Origin of the sequence: Aestuariispira ectoiniformans, assembly GCF_025136295.1 — a bacterium.
Lineage (GTDB): Bacteria > Pseudomonadota > Alphaproteobacteria > UBA8366 > Aestuariispiraceae > Aestuariispira_A > Aestuariispira_A ectoiniformans.
This window is the reverse complement of record NZ_CP062788.1, coordinates 1,459,154-1,476,439: the sequence shown is the minus strand read 5'-3', so window position 1 is coordinate 1,476,439 and position 17,286 is coordinate 1,459,154. Positions and strand designations below refer to the sequence as shown.

The following is a 17,286-nucleotide window of genomic DNA, read 5'->3' as shown; positions in this document are numbered from 1 at the left end:
ACGCCCCGTCAGCGCCGATGATAGGGGTGACCCGCCAGAATCTGCTGACAGCGGTAGACCTGTTCCGCCAGCATTCCACGCACCAGCATATGCGGCCAGGTCAGCTTGCCGAAACACAGGCATAGGTCCGCACGGGCGCGCACGCGCTCATCCAGCCCATCTGCACCGCCGATGATAAAGACGAGGTCGCCACGCCCCTCGTCGCGCCACTGACCGACACGATCCGCAAGGTCTTCGCTTCCCATGGCCTTGCCACGCTCATCCAGGGCGACCACGACCGCACCGTCAGGAACAACACCCAACAGCAAATCCGCCTCCCGGGCCTTGAGCTCAGGACCGGAGAGCGGACGCTTTTCTTCAACTTCATGCAACTGAAAGGGCCAGCGGATACGCTCTACATAAGCGTCAAAGAGGACCTTTTCCGGCCCGCGCTTGGCGCGGCCGACCGCGACTACATGAACACGCATGACGTTACCCGATTACAATCAACCGGCCATCACGCCTGGGCGTAGATCGCGATTTCCTCAGGCATTTCGATGCCCCACATCTTCTCCAGATTATAGAAGGCACGAACCTCCGGGCGGAAAAGATGAACAATAACGTCACCGGCATCGACCAGAATCCAGTCACCCTGGGTCTTACCGTCAATGGTCGCGCCTTCCTGGCCACTTTCCTTGACTTTTTCCAGAATGTGGTCAGCCATCGCGGCCACCTGACGGGATGAAGTACCCGAGGCAATGACCATATAATCGGCAATGCTGGATTTTCCGGCCAGATCAATGACCGTAACGGCTTGGGCCTTGTCGTCGTCCAATGACGTTTCAACGAGTTTCAACAAGGCGTTGGAAGGATTGGCCTTCCCATTTTTGCTAGCTATGACTTTCCTCTCCGTCATGTAATGCCGCTCCTGCTTGCCGCAATCTGGTTGCGGATTCAGGATGACGGCGTATCGCCAGAAACACCCAGGCTGGCGGCTTATGCCCGGCCAGGGATCGCGCCCGACTTTCCGGTATTCGCGACCCAGCCAATGCATGGGCTGCCACCCCGGACAATGCCCTTAAATCATACCCCGGACGGGCAAATACAGCAATGGGAACAGTCCCTGCGATTTCCCGCCACCGGTCCCACTTATGGAACTGGGTCAGATTGTCCGCGCCCATCAACCATACAAAGCGATGATTGCGGTAATGTTGCGACATCCAGCCCACGGTATCCGCGGTAAAGCGGCTTCCCAATCTTTCCTCTACATCCGTTACCCGGATACGGGGGTGATTGGCAACGCCGCGCGCCCGATTCAGTCGCGCCGCGAATGTGGCCATCCCCGCCTCGGATTTCAAGGGGTTTTGGGGGCTGACCAGCCACCAGACCTCATCCAGGCCAAGTCGCTTTAATGCCTCGATTGAAATATGGCGATGGCCCGCATGGGCAGGGTTAAACGACCCGCCCAGCAAACCGACCTTCCTGTAGGAACGCTTTTTCACCAACGCAATCGCCCCCCGTCCGGCTTTCCCCGCCTACGGCCGGGTCTGGCCGGTGCCGCGCACCAGATATTTAAAGCTTGTCAACTGTTCCGCACCGACCGGGCCACGGGCATGCATACGGCCCGTGGAAATCCCGATTTCCGCCCCCATTCCGAATTCACCGCCATCGGCAAATTGTGTGGAGGCGTTATGCATGACGATCGCGCTATCGACCTTTTGCAGGAAAGCCTCCGCCGCCGTTGCATCTTCGGTAACGATGGAATCCGTATGGTGAGAACCAAGATGATTGATATGGTCCACCGCATCATCCAGGCCATCGACGACCTTGATCGACAGAATTGCATCCAGATATTCCGTGGTCCAGTCGTCCGATGTCGCGGCCTTCACCCGCGCATCCAGCACCTGCACGGCCTCGTCACCACGCAATTCGCAGCCTACTCCGGCCAGTCCGTCCAGAATCGGCGGCAGCAGATCCTGTGCCACCGTCCGGTCCACCAACAGCGTTTCCATCGCGCCACAGATTCCCGTCCGGCGCATTTTGGCATTCAGGGCAAGGTCCAGCGCCTTCTGCGGATCGGCCTTTTCATGGATGTAGAGATGGCAGAGCCCTTCCAGATGGGCAAAAACCGGCATGCGGGCATCCGTCATCACCCGTTCGATCAGGCCGCGCCCACCACGGGGCACAATCACGTCCACATGTTCGTTCATCCGCAACAACGCGCCAACCGCATCACGGTCACGGGTCGGGATCATCTGTACCGCATCTTCCGGCAGGCCGCCTTCGCGCATCCCGGCGCGCAGGCAATCCGCAATCAAAGACGAGGAGTTCAGGCTCTCTGAGCCACCCCGCAGGATCACGGCGTTCCCCGCCTTCACACAAAGCGCCCCGGCATCAGCCGTCACATTGGGGCGGGATTCATAGATCACGCCGATGACACCGAGCGGCACCCGCACACGGGCGATCTTCAACCCGTTCGGGCGTTCCCATTCCGCGAGAACGTCCCCCACGGGGTCTTTCAAATCGGCAATGGATTCGACACCGGCGGCCATGGCCTCAACCCGTGCTGCATCCAGCATCAGACGGTCCATCATCGCCGCGGACAGGCCCTTGGCACGGCCAAATTCCATATCCTTTTCATTGGCGGCAATGATCTCCGCCTGACGTTCGCGCAGGATACGCGCTGCGACCTTCAGCGCCCGCGCCTTATTCTCAGAAGAGGCCAGCCCCAGCGCATGCGACGCCTCACGCGCCCTGACACCCATATCGCGCACCAGCGCCTCTACATCCTGCCCTTGCTTCACTTCTGCCGACATACCCATCTCTCGTCTCCCGATCGCGCTCTACCCAGCGCCCTACAACATCTTACAAAAGCCCGGCGTCAGCCGCCGTGACCTTCCAAGGCCAGATCATCCCGATGCACCATCTCGGAACGGCCATCATATCCCAGGATTGCCTTCAGTTCCGACGACTTTCGCCCGACAATCTTTGCCGCATCCTCGGCGGAATAGGCAGCGAGCCCGACACCGAGGCGACGCCCGTCCGCCGACTTCAAAAGCACGGCATCGCCGCGGTCAAAACTGCCGATTACGCCTGTAACACCAGCCGGCAAGAGGCTTTTACCGCTGCCCAGGGCCTTTTCCGCACCCGCATCCACCTCAATCTCACCCGTCGGGTTGATTGCACCTGCAATCCAGCGCTTGCGCGCCACCAGCGGCTTCATGGAAGGTGTGAACCAGCTACAGCGCCCACCATCCAGCAGATGCTGTATCGGATGTGCTTCCTTGCCCAGCGCAATCGCCATGTTACAGCCACCTGTCACCGCGATTTTCGCCGCCGCAAGCTTGGTTACCATGCCACCGGTCGAAATACCTTCCGGAGCATCACCCGCCATGGCCTCGATCTCTGGCGTGATCTGGTTTACCTCGGGAATGTGACGCGCATTCGGGTCCCTGCGCGGGTCGCCCGTATACAAACCATCGATATCAGACAGCAGGATCAACGCATCCGCACTGACCATGGTCGCCACGCGTGCGGCCAGCCGGTCGTTATCGCCATAACGGATTTCCTCCGTTGCGACCGTGTCATTTTCGTTGATCACCGGCACCGCCCCAAGCTTCAGAAGCTGTAGAACCGTATTGCGGGCGTTGAGATGACGGCGGCGTTCCTCTGTATCCGCCAGGGTTACCAAAATCTGCGCAACCGTCACATCGTGCCGCGCCAGGGCCTCCTGATAGGCATGCGCCAACCGAATCTGCCCCGTTGCCGCACTGGCCTGCTTTTCCTCCAGCTTCAACGCACCTGCGCCAAGCCGCAGATGACGACGCCCGACCGCAATGGAGCCGGATGAGACAATCAGCACGTCCTTCCCCGCTGCCCGAAGGGCCGCGATATCATCCGCAAGCGCGTCCAGCCAGGCCTGCCGGACAACGCCCTGTTCGTCGACCAGCAGAGCCGACCCGATTTTTATGACAACACGTTTCGCCTGTTCTAGTGAAAATCCGGACATTTTTCCGTCCCGTGAATGAGCAACCAATTCCAGTATCAAACCGCGCCTGATCCATCAGGCATTTGGCCGCCGACACCTCATCGGCGGCTAGACCGGCGACCATGGTTTTGGGCTGTCATCCTCGGTCGGCTCGTCCCGGGTTTCCTCATCCTCAACGGCCTTGCTACGGAATTTCACGACTTCCCGGAAGAGGGCCCGCAGGACGTCCTGCACCCCTTCGCCGGAAACACCGGAAATAACGTAGATCGGACTTTTGGTCAGCGCCTTCAATTCCGCGATCTGCTCTTCAATGATCTCTTCGATCAGGGCATCCGCCTTGTTGATGGCAATGATTTCCGGCTTGTCCGCCAGGCCATGGCCATAGGCTTCCAATTCATCGCGAACGGTCGTGTAGGCCTCGCCCACATTCTCGTCGGAGCCGTCGATCAGATGCAGCAGGATACGCGTACGCTCCAGATGACCCAGGAAACGTGTGCCAATGCCCTTGCCTTCATGGGCCCCCTCGATCAGGCCCGGAATATCCGCCAGGACAAATTCATTCTGGTCCACCTTTACCACACCCAGGTTGGGGTGCAGGGTCGTGAACTGATAGTCCGCGATTTTCGGACGCGCATTGCTGGTCGTGGCCAGGAAGGTGGATTTGCCCGCATTGGGCAGGCCGACCAGCCCCGCATCCGCAATGAGTTTCAGGCGCAGCCATACCCACAGTTCCTCACCCGGCCAGCCCGGTTCCGACTTGCGCGGCGCCTGGTTGGTGGAGGTCTTGAACTGGGTATTGCCGCGGCCACCGTCGCCGCCGCGCAGCAGCACGATCCGCTGCCCGATCTCGGTCAGGTCCGCCAGCACGGTTTCCTTGTCTTCCGACAGGACCTGTGTGCCAACCGGCAGTTTCAGCACGATGTCGTTACCGTTGGACCCGGTACGGTCGCGCCCCTGCCCCGGATCACCCGGACGGGCCTTGAAGTGCTGTTTATAGCGATAGTCGATCAGCGTGTTCAGGCTGGGCACGGCCTCAAGCACCACATCGCCGCCCCGGCCGCCGTCGCCACCGTTCGGGCCGCCATATTCGACATATTTTTCACGACGGAAGGACACACAGCCCGGACCACCGTGACCGCTTTGGATAAAGACCTTGGCTTCATCGAGAAATTTCATGACAGCACCGACATATCACAACCCCGCAGGGTCTACTAAACTTCGAAGACAGAAAAAGGGAATGGCCCTGTGGCCATTCCCTTTCTCGAAATTATCCGCGCGCGGGAAGGCCGTTATTCAGCGGCTTCCGGCAACGGGGTAACGGATACGGTCGTGCGCGCCCGCGTTTTGCGGAACTGCACATTACCTTCAACCGTCGCAAACAGGGTGTGGTCCTTGCCCATACCAACGTTTGCACCCGGGTGCACTTTCGTGCCGCGCTGACGCATAATGATGTTGCCCGGAACGACGCTTTCGCCACCGAACTTTTTCACGCCCAAGCGGCGACCTGCTGAGTCGCGACCGTTACGTGAGCTACCACCTGCTTTTTTATGAGCCATGGTTTAATGCTCCTCTCTTAATCGTCAGACTTCTTAGCCGCGGCTTTCTTGGCGGTTGCCTTTTTGGCAGCTGCCTTCTTGGCCGGAGCTTTCTTTTCAGCCGCTTTGGCTTTCGCTTTCTTCGCGCCACCAACGGTGATGTCGGTGATGCGCAGAACCGTCAGTTCCTGGCGGTGACCGCGTTTACGGCGATAGTTATGACGGCGCTTTTTCTTGAAGACAATAATCTTCTCGCCTTTACCCTGCTCCAGGACTTCTGCCTCAACGGCAGCGCCTTCAACGAGCGGGGACCCAACGGTCGGCTTGTCGCCGTCGGAAACCATCAGGACGTCTTCGAGGACGATTTTGCTGCCGGCTTCGCCTTCCAGCTTTTCGACCTTGATGACATCGTCTTTGGCGACGCGGTACTGCTTGCCGCCGGTCTTAACTACTGCGAACATATCAACTCTCTCTTAATTCCGCGCCCTTCGGTGACCTCCGGAAACCCCGGAAATACTTGCCTTTCGGCCGGCCCCATGCCGGATACCTCGAGCTGCGCAAACAAAAGCACGCGAGAACTCCGCCTCGCGCTTGCGCCGCTTATATACGCATTGCGCTGTCGGAGTCAACGTTTCTCCCACGCTTTCCGCCCCCCTGGCGTCACTGAACGCAAAAAAGCGCCATGAAAGCATCAAATCCACTCTTGCAGGCCCGGTCCGCTTCGAGTAGTTTCCCGCGCGTCCACCGATGGACCACAGAAAACACTTCTGATTTTTGCGGAGAGGTGCCGGAGTGGTCGAACGGGGCGGTCTCGAAAACCGTTGTGCTGGCAACAGTACCCAGGGTTCGAATCCCTGTCTCTCCGCCATTTTCCTCCCAAACAGCTCGCCACAATCCGTGCCATCCTGGCTTTGTGTGCAGATATCTATTGCCCTGTTACCCATTGCGTCAGCTCATCGATGCTGTATGGCCTGCCGTTGAACTGATTGTTCATGATCCGGTCGAACTCACAGACATCTTCTAGCAGGCGTTTCTGTTCGGGATGGGCCAGAAAACCATGGGCGGGCGTGGTGATACTGTCGATGGTGCGCGGGAAATTCTCACCCGCATGGTAGAGGATTTCCTTGGTGACGAGACTATCGCATTCTTTCATCCAGGCATCCTCTGCAGGCGCAAAACCGCTTGAGATGCCGGACAGTTCCGAGACCACGAAAGACTGCATCGCATGCTTTTTCAAACGCCCCGGTTCAAGCGCCTTGGAAGGTTCGAAATAGCATCGATAGAAACTGGTCAGAAGGTCATTTTCGTAGCAACTGGAAAACAGATCGGGCACCAAGTGACCGTGCAGACGGGCGCCAACCTCGACCATATGCCAGCCGTGATCGCTCCGCAGGAATTCCATATGCGCCGCCCCCTGGCGGATACCAAGGGCCGCAGCGCATTTGCGCGCCTTTTCTTTCATCGGCTCAAATTCAGGATTTTCCGGGTCCTCGATAACCAGAAACCGTTTTACCTGCGGAAAGTCCCAATGGCCCATATCGGATAGGCGGACATAGCGGCTAATCGCCGCCACAACCATTTCGTCACCGCGTATCACCAGGTCGATCGCAAATTCCGGCCCTGATATATACTCCTGCACAAGAAACTTGTCGTTGCTGCTCCAGGTGCAATTGTATCCACCCCATTCGATGCCGGAGATCGCCTCCTCCAAAGAATGCGGGGTATCGCAGTAACGGAATGACTGCCCCCCGGCTGCCGAGACAGGTTTGAGGATATAAGGACCTTCCGGTATTACGGACAGGACCTTGTCCACACCGTCCCCGGGACCGATCCCCACGCTCCTGATTTGTGGAAGTCCAACATCGCAGAGGCGGGCCTGCATGCTTTCCTTGTCGCGCCGCCAATCCGTGGTTTCCGGGTCATTGCCGGGCAACCCGAAAAGACTGCTGATCAATTCAGCCGACTGCACCCCATGTTCTCCCCCAGCAATGACAGCATCAAACGGCTGTTCCTCAGAAGATGGAAGTTCGTCCAAAGAGAAGTAGAAGTCACTGTAAAGACTTTGGTCGAATTGCCGTTCCCGGTTCTCCGCACCCTGCGTCACCTTGCTGATCTTGTCCATTTCAATAAAGGCCGCGCATTCCACCCCACGCCTGTTCAGGTCGCGCGCAAGCAGGTTGTCATTTGTCACAGGGTTTGTCAGAAGACATTTAGGCATTGCAATCTCCCTATTGAACCAAAATTTTTAAAGGCAGCCGCAGGCTCATCTGCAGCAGAAAAAATCAGGACAGCCGGTCATGAGGCCATTCTCCTGAACATTGTCGGCAGGTTCACAAAATCGAGCGGCTCAACCCGGATCAGAAACTGGCTTTGCAAAAGGTAGACAAGGTGGTCAAGGGACTGGATCGCCTCCTTGCGGTACTCCTCGCCGTCCCAAAAGATAAAATTTCGGTTTCGGATCAGAACTCCGCCTTCCAGGGTCGGACGGCTGACGATAAGGTTTCTTGTAAAAATGGATTTCGGTGACAGCGTATTGAAATAGTTGGCCGGTTCAAAATCCTGCAAATCGTAGTGGCGGAGATCGAAGACATACAAGCGCTTCCATCTCTCCTGGGAATAGCGCTCCAAGGCAAGAAATTGTGCGTCGGCGGCAACAATCCTGAATTCGTGGCACCCCTGTTTTTGCACTACCCCAAGATCCATCCTCAACGGATAAAGCGGCCCGCCCATGCCGTATCCGACATCGCATAGCCAATTTGTATGCCCCCGATATTCCAGGAACAAAATCATATGGGCCCGTGGACTGGGGCGGCCATCTTCCCGGGGAACACGCGCCATACCATAATGACAGCGCACACCCAGGAAGCGCAGCGCTTCTGCAAACAGGGCATTTTGCTGGGAACAGCCTCCCCCGCGACATTCAAGAAGGAACTTCTGGCGTATGATGTCCAAATCGACCGTAGGCGCCGTATCGAGGAAATAGTCCAGCATCTCGAAGGGAAAAGCCTGAATATGAGCCAGCGTCAGCCGGTTCAGATCACTGACCGTCGGCTCTGAAGATGGGAATGTCACGCCAATTCGCTGCTGATAAATTGACAACCACCCCATCAGGTCTTCACAGACACCGTCCCTTCCAGCCACTGTGGTCATCGCGACCGCCCCCTAGATAATCTGTTCGCCGTTCCCTAAGGTCAGGACCGAACCGGTGGTATTGGTCCTGCGCATGGCCAGGTCCGTCACGACCTGGGCAACCTCCTCGGGCTGAAGAATCTTTCTTGTCGGGATATCCTTGAGGATTTCTTTGCGCTGCGGCCCGGCAAATGTCTTGAACATTTCCGTTTCCACCCAGCCGGGCGCAACGCAGTTAACGAAGATGTTGAACCGGCCAACTTCCTTGGCGAGGCCCTTGGAGAAACGCTCAATGGCAATTTTGGAACAGCCATAGGCCGCATTTCCGGGCTTAATTTTATGAGCCGCACTGGACGACAGGTTGATGATATTGCCTTCGCGCTTTTTCATCATATCGTCCAGAAAGGTCAGCGTGAAATTGACCGTTCCCATGAAGTTGTTGTTCATGCTCTCGGCAATCCGCTGAATACCGTTTTCCATCAACAGGCCATCGCCGGTCACACCGGCATTGTTGACCAGGACCGTCGGCGTTCCAGTTTGCAAAACTACCGCCCTGAATTCCTCCACAGCGCGGATGTCGCCGCCATCCACCGGAATGGCCTTGATCCGCCCGCCGGAGTCCCGTTCCACATTTTCCGCTGCCTCCCGGTTGCTTCGATAGGTTGCGAAAACCTGAAATCCGGCATCTGCCAGTTTCAGTGCAATCTGGCGTCCAATCCCCCGGACACCGCCAGTGACAACTGCACAATTCGTCATGATCATTCCCCTCCGGCGGATGAAAATTCCAAAACGACCTGGGCGCTCATTCCCTGGTCGGATAGATACCGGCACACAGCTTTCCCCTGCCCGTCTGCCTTGCTCGACAAAACCACCTGCAGCTTTAACTTCATGCCGGGAACCACGGGCGAGTTGAAAACCGCACGCGGGACAGATTGAACAGTAATCCTATCGCCCTCAGCCCATTGGCTTATGCAATGCGCCGCATAGCCAATGAGGCAGGCCCCGGGCACGATTGGCATGTTTGGGAAATGCACATCGAAAAGTGCGTCGTCGGGATTAATCTCGACCGTGGTTTCATAGTCGGCGGCGCCTCTATGGGTCTCCCCCGGGATGAACAGGTTGTTCAGTGCGTTCATATCTGCTTCGCCTCCACTTTTTCCAGATAGAGGCGGGGATACTGCTCAGGTATCACAAGCCCGACCGCGATCAGGCAGTTCCTGACCAGGACAAAGATCGGCCAATACGGTTCAAAGAGAGCCGCCCCCAGTGACAACAGGAAACACAGCAGAAAGATGACCGTCCAAATGCCGGTCAGATGGAAATTGATGGTGATGAAATGCGGGTCCGACCATACCTCTGGCGAGGTCTGGCTTTTGGCATACTGCAAGGTGTAGGGCCGCCTGAACAGAAGCGAGAGCCCTGACGCCAGAGTGTATGCCAGTGATATCGCCACCATCGGATAAACCACAATCCAATGATCGCTGATTGTCAGAGACAGCAAAATGACGACAACGAAATAGGTAAACGCGGTCCAGTCGATCAAAAACCCACGCCTGAGATTGTCATGGGCAATGACAACGATCAGGATAAGGCAGGCCGCCGCTGCCAAAAGGTGGTTATTGCCGGTCTGCTCTACGATGGCGGGATATAGCGCCCATATTATGAATGGTTTAATGATCTGCAGCATTATCCCCCCTCGGAAACCAGCGCCACATGGATTTCTCCCCACGTGTTGGTCTCTTCCCGGTTGGCATCCAATCCCATGATGGACACCCGATAGAACTCGCCGGATTGCTCCACCGTTCCCCGCAATTCGGAGACACGCTCGAAATCACCAATGTTCAGATGACGGAGACTGGCCGGGATGAACCTCAGCCCATCCAGTAGCTTCTCGCGAAAAACCTGGCGGGTGGCCCGCACGGCAAACTGGTTCAGTGTTTCCACGACAATTGTGAAGTCACTATATTGCTCACGCAATTTTTCCGCCCGCTGCCAACTGATAGGAGAACGGCAACTGTTCTGTTCTGCCCCTGACAGTGTCGTCGGGCAGAGGTCGAGATAGTCGCGGCAATCCTGGCCGGGAAAATCTTCATGCGCCATTGGGGGCCACCAACTCTTCAGGAGTTCTTTTTTTTGCAATGGACCATTGCGCCAATCCCCGTCCGCCAAAGAAGCCGACCACCAATCCGGAACACAGATTGTCGGATATCGGATACAAAGGCATGGCCGTCCATTCCGGGCGGGTCGCGGCGGTATAGCCAAACCAGAATTTAACGGCAAAGAAGAACATGCTCACAATCAGGATGCCCGGATCTCCAGGGGCAACCAGATAGTCACCGTCGCGACTGTAGCGATGACGCCTCGCCAGGGTCAGATAGTACATTCCGCCCGTGGCCACCGCGAAGCCGCCGACCCATGACAGGGGCACCAGAAACGACGAAGTCTGGCCCATGATCAGTCCATAAACGGAAAGCACAATGAAAACAGCAGGCAAATACAGGATCCGTCTGATCTCAAGGCGTTGCGAAAAACAGGCTGAAAGGCCGAGATAGAGGATCGCCGTGAATACGATGTAGACCCAGGACGGCGTGTGACGCAGGATTTCCAGCATCAATCAGCCTCCCCATCGGCTGCAGGCTGACGCCCCCGCAGATCAATGATGTTGCCGGTTTTGTTGCGCCAATTCTTTTTCTGACTTTCCCCTCCGGCAACAGCGGTAATCAATGTCCCGCGGTCAATGCCTTCCGCGATTTCAGGAATGGTCGCCACGGCGGCGCGGACCCGCTCCATCAAGGTAGGGTCATCATGGACCGACCCGGCAAACGCTACAGTTAGCAGATCGCGTCCGTCATCATCCGTTTCGAGAATGATCTGGAGACTGTCTGTGATCTTTGTAACCGCGCCTACGGCATCGCAGACCCGCTTATGGCTGACCGCATTTCCGGTAATATTGAAACTGCTGTCGCTACGTCCTTCAAGGATGAGGCCGTGCCTGTTTTCCGTGCCGGGCATTTCCCTGACAGCCCCCTTGTCCCCGATACGGTAGCGTATCACCGGAAGGAGCGGGGCCGTTAAGTCCGTCACCAGGATATTGTCATCCTCATCCGTCTCGACGAAATACCAGTCCTCCAAAATCTCATGAAGACCTTCGGGCATTTCCGGCGAATTGATCGCGGCAAATCCGTATTCTACCGCCCCGAACAAACTGTAATAAGAGGCATTGGGCCAAATTCGCGAAACAATCTCTTTTTTACCGGGAAAGAATTCCTCACCCGTGTAGACGATCTTTTGGATATCCAGCGGAATCTGTCTGCGCTCCGCTTCCTTTGCGAACTGAACAACGCTCGAGGGCGCGCCCATGACGGTATTCAGTCCCAAATCGCGGAAAATGGTCAGGACGTCCGGGTTGCCACTCAGGGAGTCAAGAAGCCCCACAGGCAGAATGGTTACACCGATCGGTTCCAGAAAGCGGCAGGCCCCCTCATACAGAAACCCTAACCCACCAGGGGTAAACAGGTTTATCACCACATCGTCCTCGGCGAAGACATGGGTCATCAACTGGACTACGAACTGATGGGGATAGGTGCCTTCGGATGTATCTTCCCACAGCTTATGCCCCAGGACCAACGGCTCGGACGTCGTGCCGGAGGTGGAGATGATATAGCTGCCCTTCAGCCGACCTTCTGCAATGAAGCGCTTGCTGGTGCGGCGTAGATCATTTTTACCGCTGGCAGGGTATTTTTCCCGGAAGTCTTCGAGGGAGCTTACCTCCGGCAGTGGGGGTAAATTCCCCGTCTCATTATAAGCCTGGATCATCCGGTTGAACGGCGCACGCCGGAAAGCTGTATGTCCCATTAACCTGCCTCCCCCTGCGATGCATCTTCATGTCGGTAGTCAATCACCATCGGGGTCTTGGTGCGCCGGGTGACAACAAGGTCCGGCGGTCCGGCAGTCAGAAGCTCCACAGCCCCCCTGCCGACATCCTCGGCAATCTCCTTGATCGAATGGACCTTGTCCCAGAGCTTCCGCAAAAGGTCCTCGCCATCGGCCGCCTGATGATTGACGACAACCTTGAGGATATCCTCGCCTTTCGCTCCATTGGTCAGAATGACTTGGACGTCATTTACGCTCACGTCTTCCAGTCCGGAAACACCCCGGACTTTTTCCACAACGGTTTCATGTTTGATCAGGGCACCGCCGCAATTGAAGGAAGCGTCGCTTCGGCCCTTCAGCCGCAATTGGGTTGAGCCATCATCCAATTTGACAAGGCTGCCGCTATCACCGATGCGGTATCGGATGATCGGGATCAAAGGGCCTTTCAGATCGGTCACGTAAAGGCCGCCATCAGCCGCCTCTTCCAGCATAAACCAGTCTTCGAATATGAAATGCTGTTCGTCTCTATCTTTCGGTGTTCCGACGGCGACAAGCCCGCATTCCGTGGCGCCATACAGGCTGTAGAATTCCACATTCGGCCAGATATCCCGGATCCATTTCCGTTTGGCGGGATAGAAGCTTTCACCCGAAAAAACCAGTTTCCTGACATCCAGCTCAACACCGGCCTCCTGAGAAGCCTGCGCGAATTCAGCAATACTGGCAGGCGTGCCGATCAACGCGTTCAGGCCAAGACGCCGGAAAACATCGAAATGGGCGTGGTCATGTTCGAAAGAGTCCAGACGTCCGATCGGGAGAACAGTCCCGCCGATCGGCTCCAGGAACCGGCAAGCACCTTCATAGAGAAGGCCAAACCCGCCGGGAAAGAACAAGTTGGCGACGACATCGTCAGGCGTGAAAACATTCTCAACCAGATACTGAAAAAACTGTATTGGATAGCAATCTTCCGTGGATTTCTTCCAGATCCGGTTGGCCATCATTAACGGGGCCGACGTGGTTCCCGATGTTGAAACCACGTAACATCCGGCCAGCTTTCCGTTATTAAGCAGTGTTTCACTGACCTCGCGCAGGTCTTCCCGCGCAGACAAGGGATATTTCCGGCAAAAGTCCTCATAGCTGGAGACCTGCATCAAGGTGCACTGCGGATCGTCTTCGTGATAATCCGCAACCATGTGGTTGAATCTCTCAACATCGAACCTTGAATGACTTTTCATTTCCAAGGGCTCTCTCCCTGTGGTTCAGGTGTTTATCTCAATGACAGGACCGGAGGATGGCTGTCGCGGCCAGCCCCCCCATGCCAAAGGAATTCTTCAGGATGACCTGATCACGCATCTCGCGGGTTTCGCTGACAACGTCGACATCACAGGATGGGTCCTGCTGACGGAGGTTGATCGTTCCCGGCACGAAGCCTTCCTGCGATGAAATCAGCGTGTTCAGGGTTTCCATGGCCCCGGCCGCCGCGATCATATGCCCATGCATGGATTTGTTCGCCGTAACGGGAACGCGTCGCCCGAAGACCTCATTTACGGCTTTGGATTCATGGAAATCGTTCAACTGCGTGGAGGTACCATGTGCATTCACGAGATTGATATCATCGGCCGCCAGGCCAGAATCCTGGATCGCGCGTTTCATTGAAAGAATCATTTCAAGCGATGTTTCGTGCGGCTTCACGATATGCGAGGCATTCAGGCTCGTGCCGTATCCCAGAATTTCCAGAAGCGGCTTCGCCCCTCTTTTTTCAACAGCACCCCGCCGCTCCAGCGTAAACAGCACGGCCCCTTCCGCCGGAACATATCCCGAACGCCATTGATCAAAGGGGCGGGACCTTTCCTCCGGCGGCACACTGGCGTCGGTTGCGATTACATCGGCAGCTTCAAGTCCAATATAGTGCTCGGGTGATATTTTGGCGGAAACGCCGCCGACAACGACAGCATCCGCACGATCATCCCTGATTGCCTGCAGTCCGCTTCCGATTGCCTGCAGTGACGCAGAACAAAGACCGATATGACTGAAGGCGGGGCCGGCAAAGCCAATCGCTTCCTGTACCTGCTTCATTGCCGACGTCGGGCTGAAGTTAAGGAAATCACTGACCCGGAAATAACGGGCAATGACAGCAGCCCTATGTTCCTCACTCATCTCGTCAGGCTTGCTGTCCAGCATGCATTTCACGATCTGAACAGTATCGGCCACCGGCTCGTCTACCCCCAGATAACAGCCGACGCGGCTGTCCGGGTATTGATCAAGCGCATAGCCGTCATGCCCCATCAACCCTTTCAGGGCAGTTCTTGTGTAGATGATGTCGCCAATGACCGGTGCCCCTTTATGCGGCCAGTGAATGCGTTCATTGCCGATTTCCGGAACCCCGGCATATTTGCTTTTGAAAGAGCCGGTATCGTATTTTTTGATTTCCCTGACGCCCGATTTGCCCTGCGCCAGGGCTTCCTTGATTTCCTCGTAGCTGGAACCAAGTGGCGTAACGGCACCAAAGGCGCTGATGACAATGTCATTTCCGTTGGTCATTCTTCTGCCTCCCCAGTGGAGGGTACCGGGAGTGAACTGATACATTTTTCAAACATCATCGCCCCCATACCTGCGGAAGAGCCTATGCCGTTCATCAGAATTGGCCGTCCGGCAGGCACAGCCGGATCGGCAAGCGTAAAAACCAGATCAATCAGGTTGTTGGCCTGGCCGGTATATCCCGTCAATTTTTTGTAGCTGACCTGCGTGGTTCGACCGAAAAACCGCTCGATGGCTGAACGTTCCTGTTCTCCGGCAGCCAAATTCCCGTTGTCATAGAGGATGACCACGGGTTCCGTCCCTGCAACATCGGAGAAATGGCTGTCATAGAAACGCAGCCATTCCCGTTCTCCCGCATGCATCAGACCATTATAGCTGGTACGGACACGTTGAATCTTTGCCAGGCAGGTCCCACCGCGTGCCTCGATCTGATCCACCGGCTCCAGGACAACAGATGCTGACCCCGCAGCAGGTACAATGCCGTCCTGACTGCCTTTGTTACGGATCAGGCCCATTTTCTCAAAAGCCAGAGTATTATCGAGGCTCGCCATATTGCCGTAAGCGCTCAATATGGCGCCGGCCATTGAGCGATTTCCGATTTTGGCGCTTGCCTCCTCCAATATGCAAAGCCCGCCCAGCGACATCCGCTGAACGGGATAGCCGCCACCACGGCATTGAAAATACTTGGAGAGATGGTACAGCGGGTTCGTCGGGAGCTTTTTGAATAACCCCAGAGGATGAATACGCTCCCTCAATTCACCGTATCTGGCGATGACAGTTTCGACTGTGGGCGGCTCATCCCATTCCTGATGATGAACCAAGCGCCAGAGATCCACTGGAAATTCCCTGTCGCGCTCTGCGCTTGTAAAAACGCCAAACGCCTCTCTGACATCCGGTGCAATCGACGTTGCGGCCTCGGCCATGTCAAAGGCATCCATCGCGGTTATCAGGCATTGGGCGGCCGCATTCGTCAGGATGGAGCGGTCCTCGCGCGCAATCTTCCGTGCGACTTCTTTCTGATAGCTGTGGAGAAACTCCTCGCTGATCGCTGATTTTTCCGTTTTTTCCTGGTTCGCCGCGATATGCGCACGCACATGCGACGTCCTCAGGCCGCCGAGCAACAGCCCGGCGCCTGTGACAGCAATGTCTTCCATGATTGTCAGTCGCTGAGGATCTGTTCGATGCGCCTGGAAAGAGTCTTCGGCGTGAAGAACACAACCAGTTCTGCCGGGGACAGCCGCTCCTGCCGCTCGTCCAACCCAAGCAAACCGCTGACCTTATTCCACCCCGCTTCCGTCCAGTTTTCGCCGTCAAAATACTCTTGTTGCGTTGCCATCGCGTTGAAAGGCCAAAGATTTTCCGGCGTAATTTTGTCCGAAATCTGCCCCTTCATCTCAAAACACAGGTCAATATAGTCAATAGAGCTAAAGCCGTGCTCCGCTAAAGGCTGCCCCTCACCCAGTTCCGATGGGTCATCAAGATAGAGTACACTTGCAGCTATTTCCCTAATCGGTTCCAAATACATAACTCACCCCGTCTTTAGTGTTGTTCACTCTAAAACTATTTAGAATTTACTTTTTTCACTCAAACCATCACAATTTCTAATTGTAATTGTCAACACATAAAAATCTTAAAGTTTAATTTAATGAACACATAATAGATATTGACATTGACATATCTACCTTAAGTGCATATCCATTTTTTAAATCGCAGCATTAAAAGCTGATGAACAGGGGTAAAAGGGGAACTTCCTGATGCAAACAGTTGTATCCAGAAAGAATAATGCCAATTCTTCAAATAGTTCTGACAAAATTGATAATATTAAATTAGTAAATTGCTCTATTAAGGAAATACTAATATCGGAAAAGATAAATATTGGTCGCGCAAAATCCCTATTGGACAAGATCAAGTCCGAAGGGGTTTGGACAAAACCGATTTTGGTCGAGAAAAAGCACATGGTGGTGATGGACGGCCATCACCGGCTGTGGGTGGCGCAAAATCTGGGGCTGCGACATGTTCCCTGCCTTCTTCTGTCGTATGACCATAAGAATCTCACCCTGTCACGATGGGACGGCGGTAGCGAAATACACCCCGAAGTGGTTATCGCCGCAGCGCTGAGCGGGGAACTGCTCGAATACAAGACAACAAAGCATGTCTTGAGCGGTGATTTCTCCTGCCCACCGGTCTCTCTTGATGCCTTGGCGTGAACTGGTCCGGCGCACAGGGAGCGCCTCTCACCACCAAAAC

20 protein-coding genes, 1 tRNA gene and 1 pseudogene are annotated in these 17,286 nt (G+C 55.7%); 2 read left to right on the top strand and 20 right to left on the bottom strand.

Features of this window, described 5'->3' with window-relative positions:
* Window positions 1-8: 8 nt before the first annotated feature.
* From rlmH to rplU, 8 genes and pseudogenes are all read right to left on the bottom strand, one after another.
* On the bottom strand, window positions 9-467 hold the full coding sequence (gene rlmH / locus IF205_RS07150; RefSeq protein ID WP_259782599.1) for a 23S rRNA (pseudouridine(1915)-N(3))-methyltransferase RlmH: 459 nt from the start codon (window positions 465-467) through the stop codon (window positions 9-11).
* Window positions 468-496: 29 nt separating this feature from the next.
* Entirely contained in the window at window positions 497-895 is a 399-nt protein-coding gene (gene rsfS, locus IF205_RS07145) for a ribosome silencing factor (RefSeq protein WP_311195743.1), read from the bottom strand.
* Window positions 870-1,481, bottom strand: coding sequence for a nicotinate-nucleotide adenylyltransferase (locus IF205_RS07140; protein ID WP_259782598.1), 612 nt, complete (start codon window positions 1,479-1,481; stop codon window positions 870-872). Before IF205_RS07140 ends, rsfS begins: the two co-directional genes overlap by 26 nt.
* A 33-nt stretch (window positions 1,482-1,514) precedes the next feature.
* A complete protein-coding gene (locus IF205_RS07135) occupies window positions 1,515-2,795 on the bottom strand; it encodes a glutamate-5-semialdehyde dehydrogenase (RefSeq protein WP_259783250.1) in 1,281 nt (426 codons plus the stop codon).
* Window positions 2,796-2,860: 65 nt separating this feature from the next.
* A complete protein-coding gene (proB, locus tag IF205_RS07130) occupies window positions 2,861-3,988 on the bottom strand; it encodes a glutamate 5-kinase (protein ID WP_259782597.1) in 1,128 nt (375 codons plus the stop codon).
* A gap of 87 nt (window positions 3,989-4,075) precedes the next feature.
* Window positions 4,076-5,143 carry a GTPase ObgE gene (obgE, locus tag IF205_RS07125; protein ID WP_259782596.1) on the bottom strand — a complete coding sequence of 356 codons (1,068 nt, stop codon included), beginning with the start codon at window positions 5,141-5,143 and terminating at the stop codon, window positions 4,076-4,078.
* A 113-nt stretch (window positions 5,144-5,256) separates the two neighbouring features.
* Window positions 5,257-5,523 (bottom strand): 50S ribosomal protein L27, encoded by a 267-nt coding sequence (gene rpmA, locus IF205_RS07120; protein ID WP_259782595.1) that lies wholly within the window; start codon window positions 5,521-5,523, stop codon window positions 5,257-5,259.
* A 128-nt stretch (window positions 5,524-5,651) separates the two neighbouring features.
* Window positions 5,652-5,963, bottom strand: a pseudogene (rplU, locus tag IF205_RS07115) (50S ribosomal protein L21); the annotation flags it as partial.
* A 317-nt stretch (window positions 5,964-6,280) separates the two neighbouring features.
* Here rplU and IF205_RS07110 point away from each other — a divergent pair.
* Window positions 6,281-6,370, top strand: a tRNA-Ser gene (locus IF205_RS07110).
* Between the two features lie 57 nt (window positions 6,371-6,427).
* Here IF205_RS07110 and IF205_RS07105 read toward each other — a convergent pair.
* The 12 genes from IF205_RS07105 to IF205_RS07050 all read right to left on the bottom strand — a co-directional run bounded on the left by IF205_RS07105 (window position 6,428) and on the right by IF205_RS07050 (window position 16,564).
* Window positions 6,428-7,720: an ATP-grasp domain-containing protein gene (locus IF205_RS07105; RefSeq protein ID WP_259782594.1), complete on the bottom strand. Its 1,293-nt coding sequence runs from the start codon at window positions 7,718-7,720 to the stop codon at window positions 6,428-6,430.
* Window positions 7,721-7,797: 77 nt separating this feature from the next.
* Complete coding sequence (locus tag IF205_RS07100; protein ID WP_259782593.1) at window positions 7,798-8,652, bottom strand: arylamine N-acetyltransferase family protein; 855 nt, start codon at window positions 8,650-8,652, stop codon at window positions 7,798-7,800.
* Between the two features lie 12 nt (window positions 8,653-8,664).
* Complete coding sequence (locus IF205_RS07095) at window positions 8,665-9,387, bottom strand: SDR family NAD(P)-dependent oxidoreductase (RefSeq protein WP_259782592.1); 723 nt, start codon at window positions 9,385-9,387, stop codon at window positions 8,665-8,667.
* A 2-nt stretch (window positions 9,388-9,389) separates the two neighbouring features.
* Entirely contained in the window at window positions 9,390-9,767 is a 378-nt protein-coding gene (locus IF205_RS07090) for an ApeI family dehydratase (protein WP_259782591.1), read from the bottom strand.
* Window positions 9,764-10,318, bottom strand: a complete 555-nt coding sequence (locus IF205_RS07085) for a hypothetical protein (protein WP_259782590.1) — start codon at window positions 10,316-10,318, stop codon at window positions 9,764-9,766. Before IF205_RS07085 ends, IF205_RS07090 begins: the two co-directional genes overlap by 4 nt.
* On the bottom strand, window positions 10,318-10,731 hold the full coding sequence (locus tag IF205_RS07080) for a hypothetical protein (protein WP_259782589.1): 414 nt from the start codon (window positions 10,729-10,731) through the stop codon (window positions 10,318-10,320). The genes IF205_RS07085 and IF205_RS07080 overlap by 1 nt, the downstream gene beginning before the upstream one ends.
* The gene (locus IF205_RS07075) at window positions 10,721-11,242 is read right to left on the bottom strand and encodes a DUF6622 family protein (protein WP_259782588.1); all 522 of its coding nucleotides are present in this window, start codon (window positions 11,240-11,242) and stop codon (window positions 10,721-10,723) included. The genes IF205_RS07080 and IF205_RS07075 overlap by 11 nt, the downstream gene beginning before the upstream one ends.
* Window positions 11,242-12,486, bottom strand: coding sequence for a phenylacetate--CoA ligase family protein (locus IF205_RS07070; protein ID WP_259782587.1), 1,245 nt, complete (start codon window positions 12,484-12,486; stop codon window positions 11,242-11,244). The genes IF205_RS07075 and IF205_RS07070 overlap by 1 nt, the downstream gene beginning before the upstream one ends.
* A complete protein-coding gene (locus IF205_RS07065) occupies window positions 12,486-13,694 on the bottom strand; it encodes a phenylacetate--CoA ligase family protein (protein ID WP_259782586.1) in 1,209 nt (402 codons plus the stop codon). Before IF205_RS07065 ends, IF205_RS07070 begins: the two co-directional genes overlap by 1 nt.
* A gap of 79 nt (window positions 13,695-13,773) precedes the next feature.
* Complete coding sequence (locus tag IF205_RS07060; protein ID WP_259782585.1) at window positions 13,774-15,042, bottom strand: beta-ketoacyl-[acyl-carrier-protein] synthase family protein; 1,269 nt, start codon at window positions 15,040-15,042, stop codon at window positions 13,774-13,776.
* On the bottom strand, window positions 15,039-16,193 hold the full coding sequence (locus IF205_RS07055; protein WP_259782584.1) for a hypothetical protein: 1,155 nt from the start codon (window positions 16,191-16,193) through the stop codon (window positions 15,039-15,041). Before IF205_RS07055 ends, IF205_RS07060 begins: the two co-directional genes overlap by 4 nt.
* A 5-nt stretch (window positions 16,194-16,198) precedes the next feature.
* Window positions 16,199-16,564: an acyl carrier protein gene (locus IF205_RS07050; protein ID WP_259782583.1), complete on the bottom strand. Its 366-nt coding sequence runs from the start codon at window positions 16,562-16,564 to the stop codon at window positions 16,199-16,201.
* Between the two features lie 229 nt (window positions 16,565-16,793).
* Between IF205_RS07050 and IF205_RS07045 the strand changes: the two genes are divergently transcribed.
* Window positions 16,794-17,246, top strand: a complete 453-nt coding sequence (locus IF205_RS07045) for a ParB N-terminal domain-containing protein (RefSeq protein ID WP_259782582.1) — start codon at window positions 16,794-16,796, stop codon at window positions 17,244-17,246.
* Window positions 17,247-17,286 lie beyond the last annotated feature (40 nt).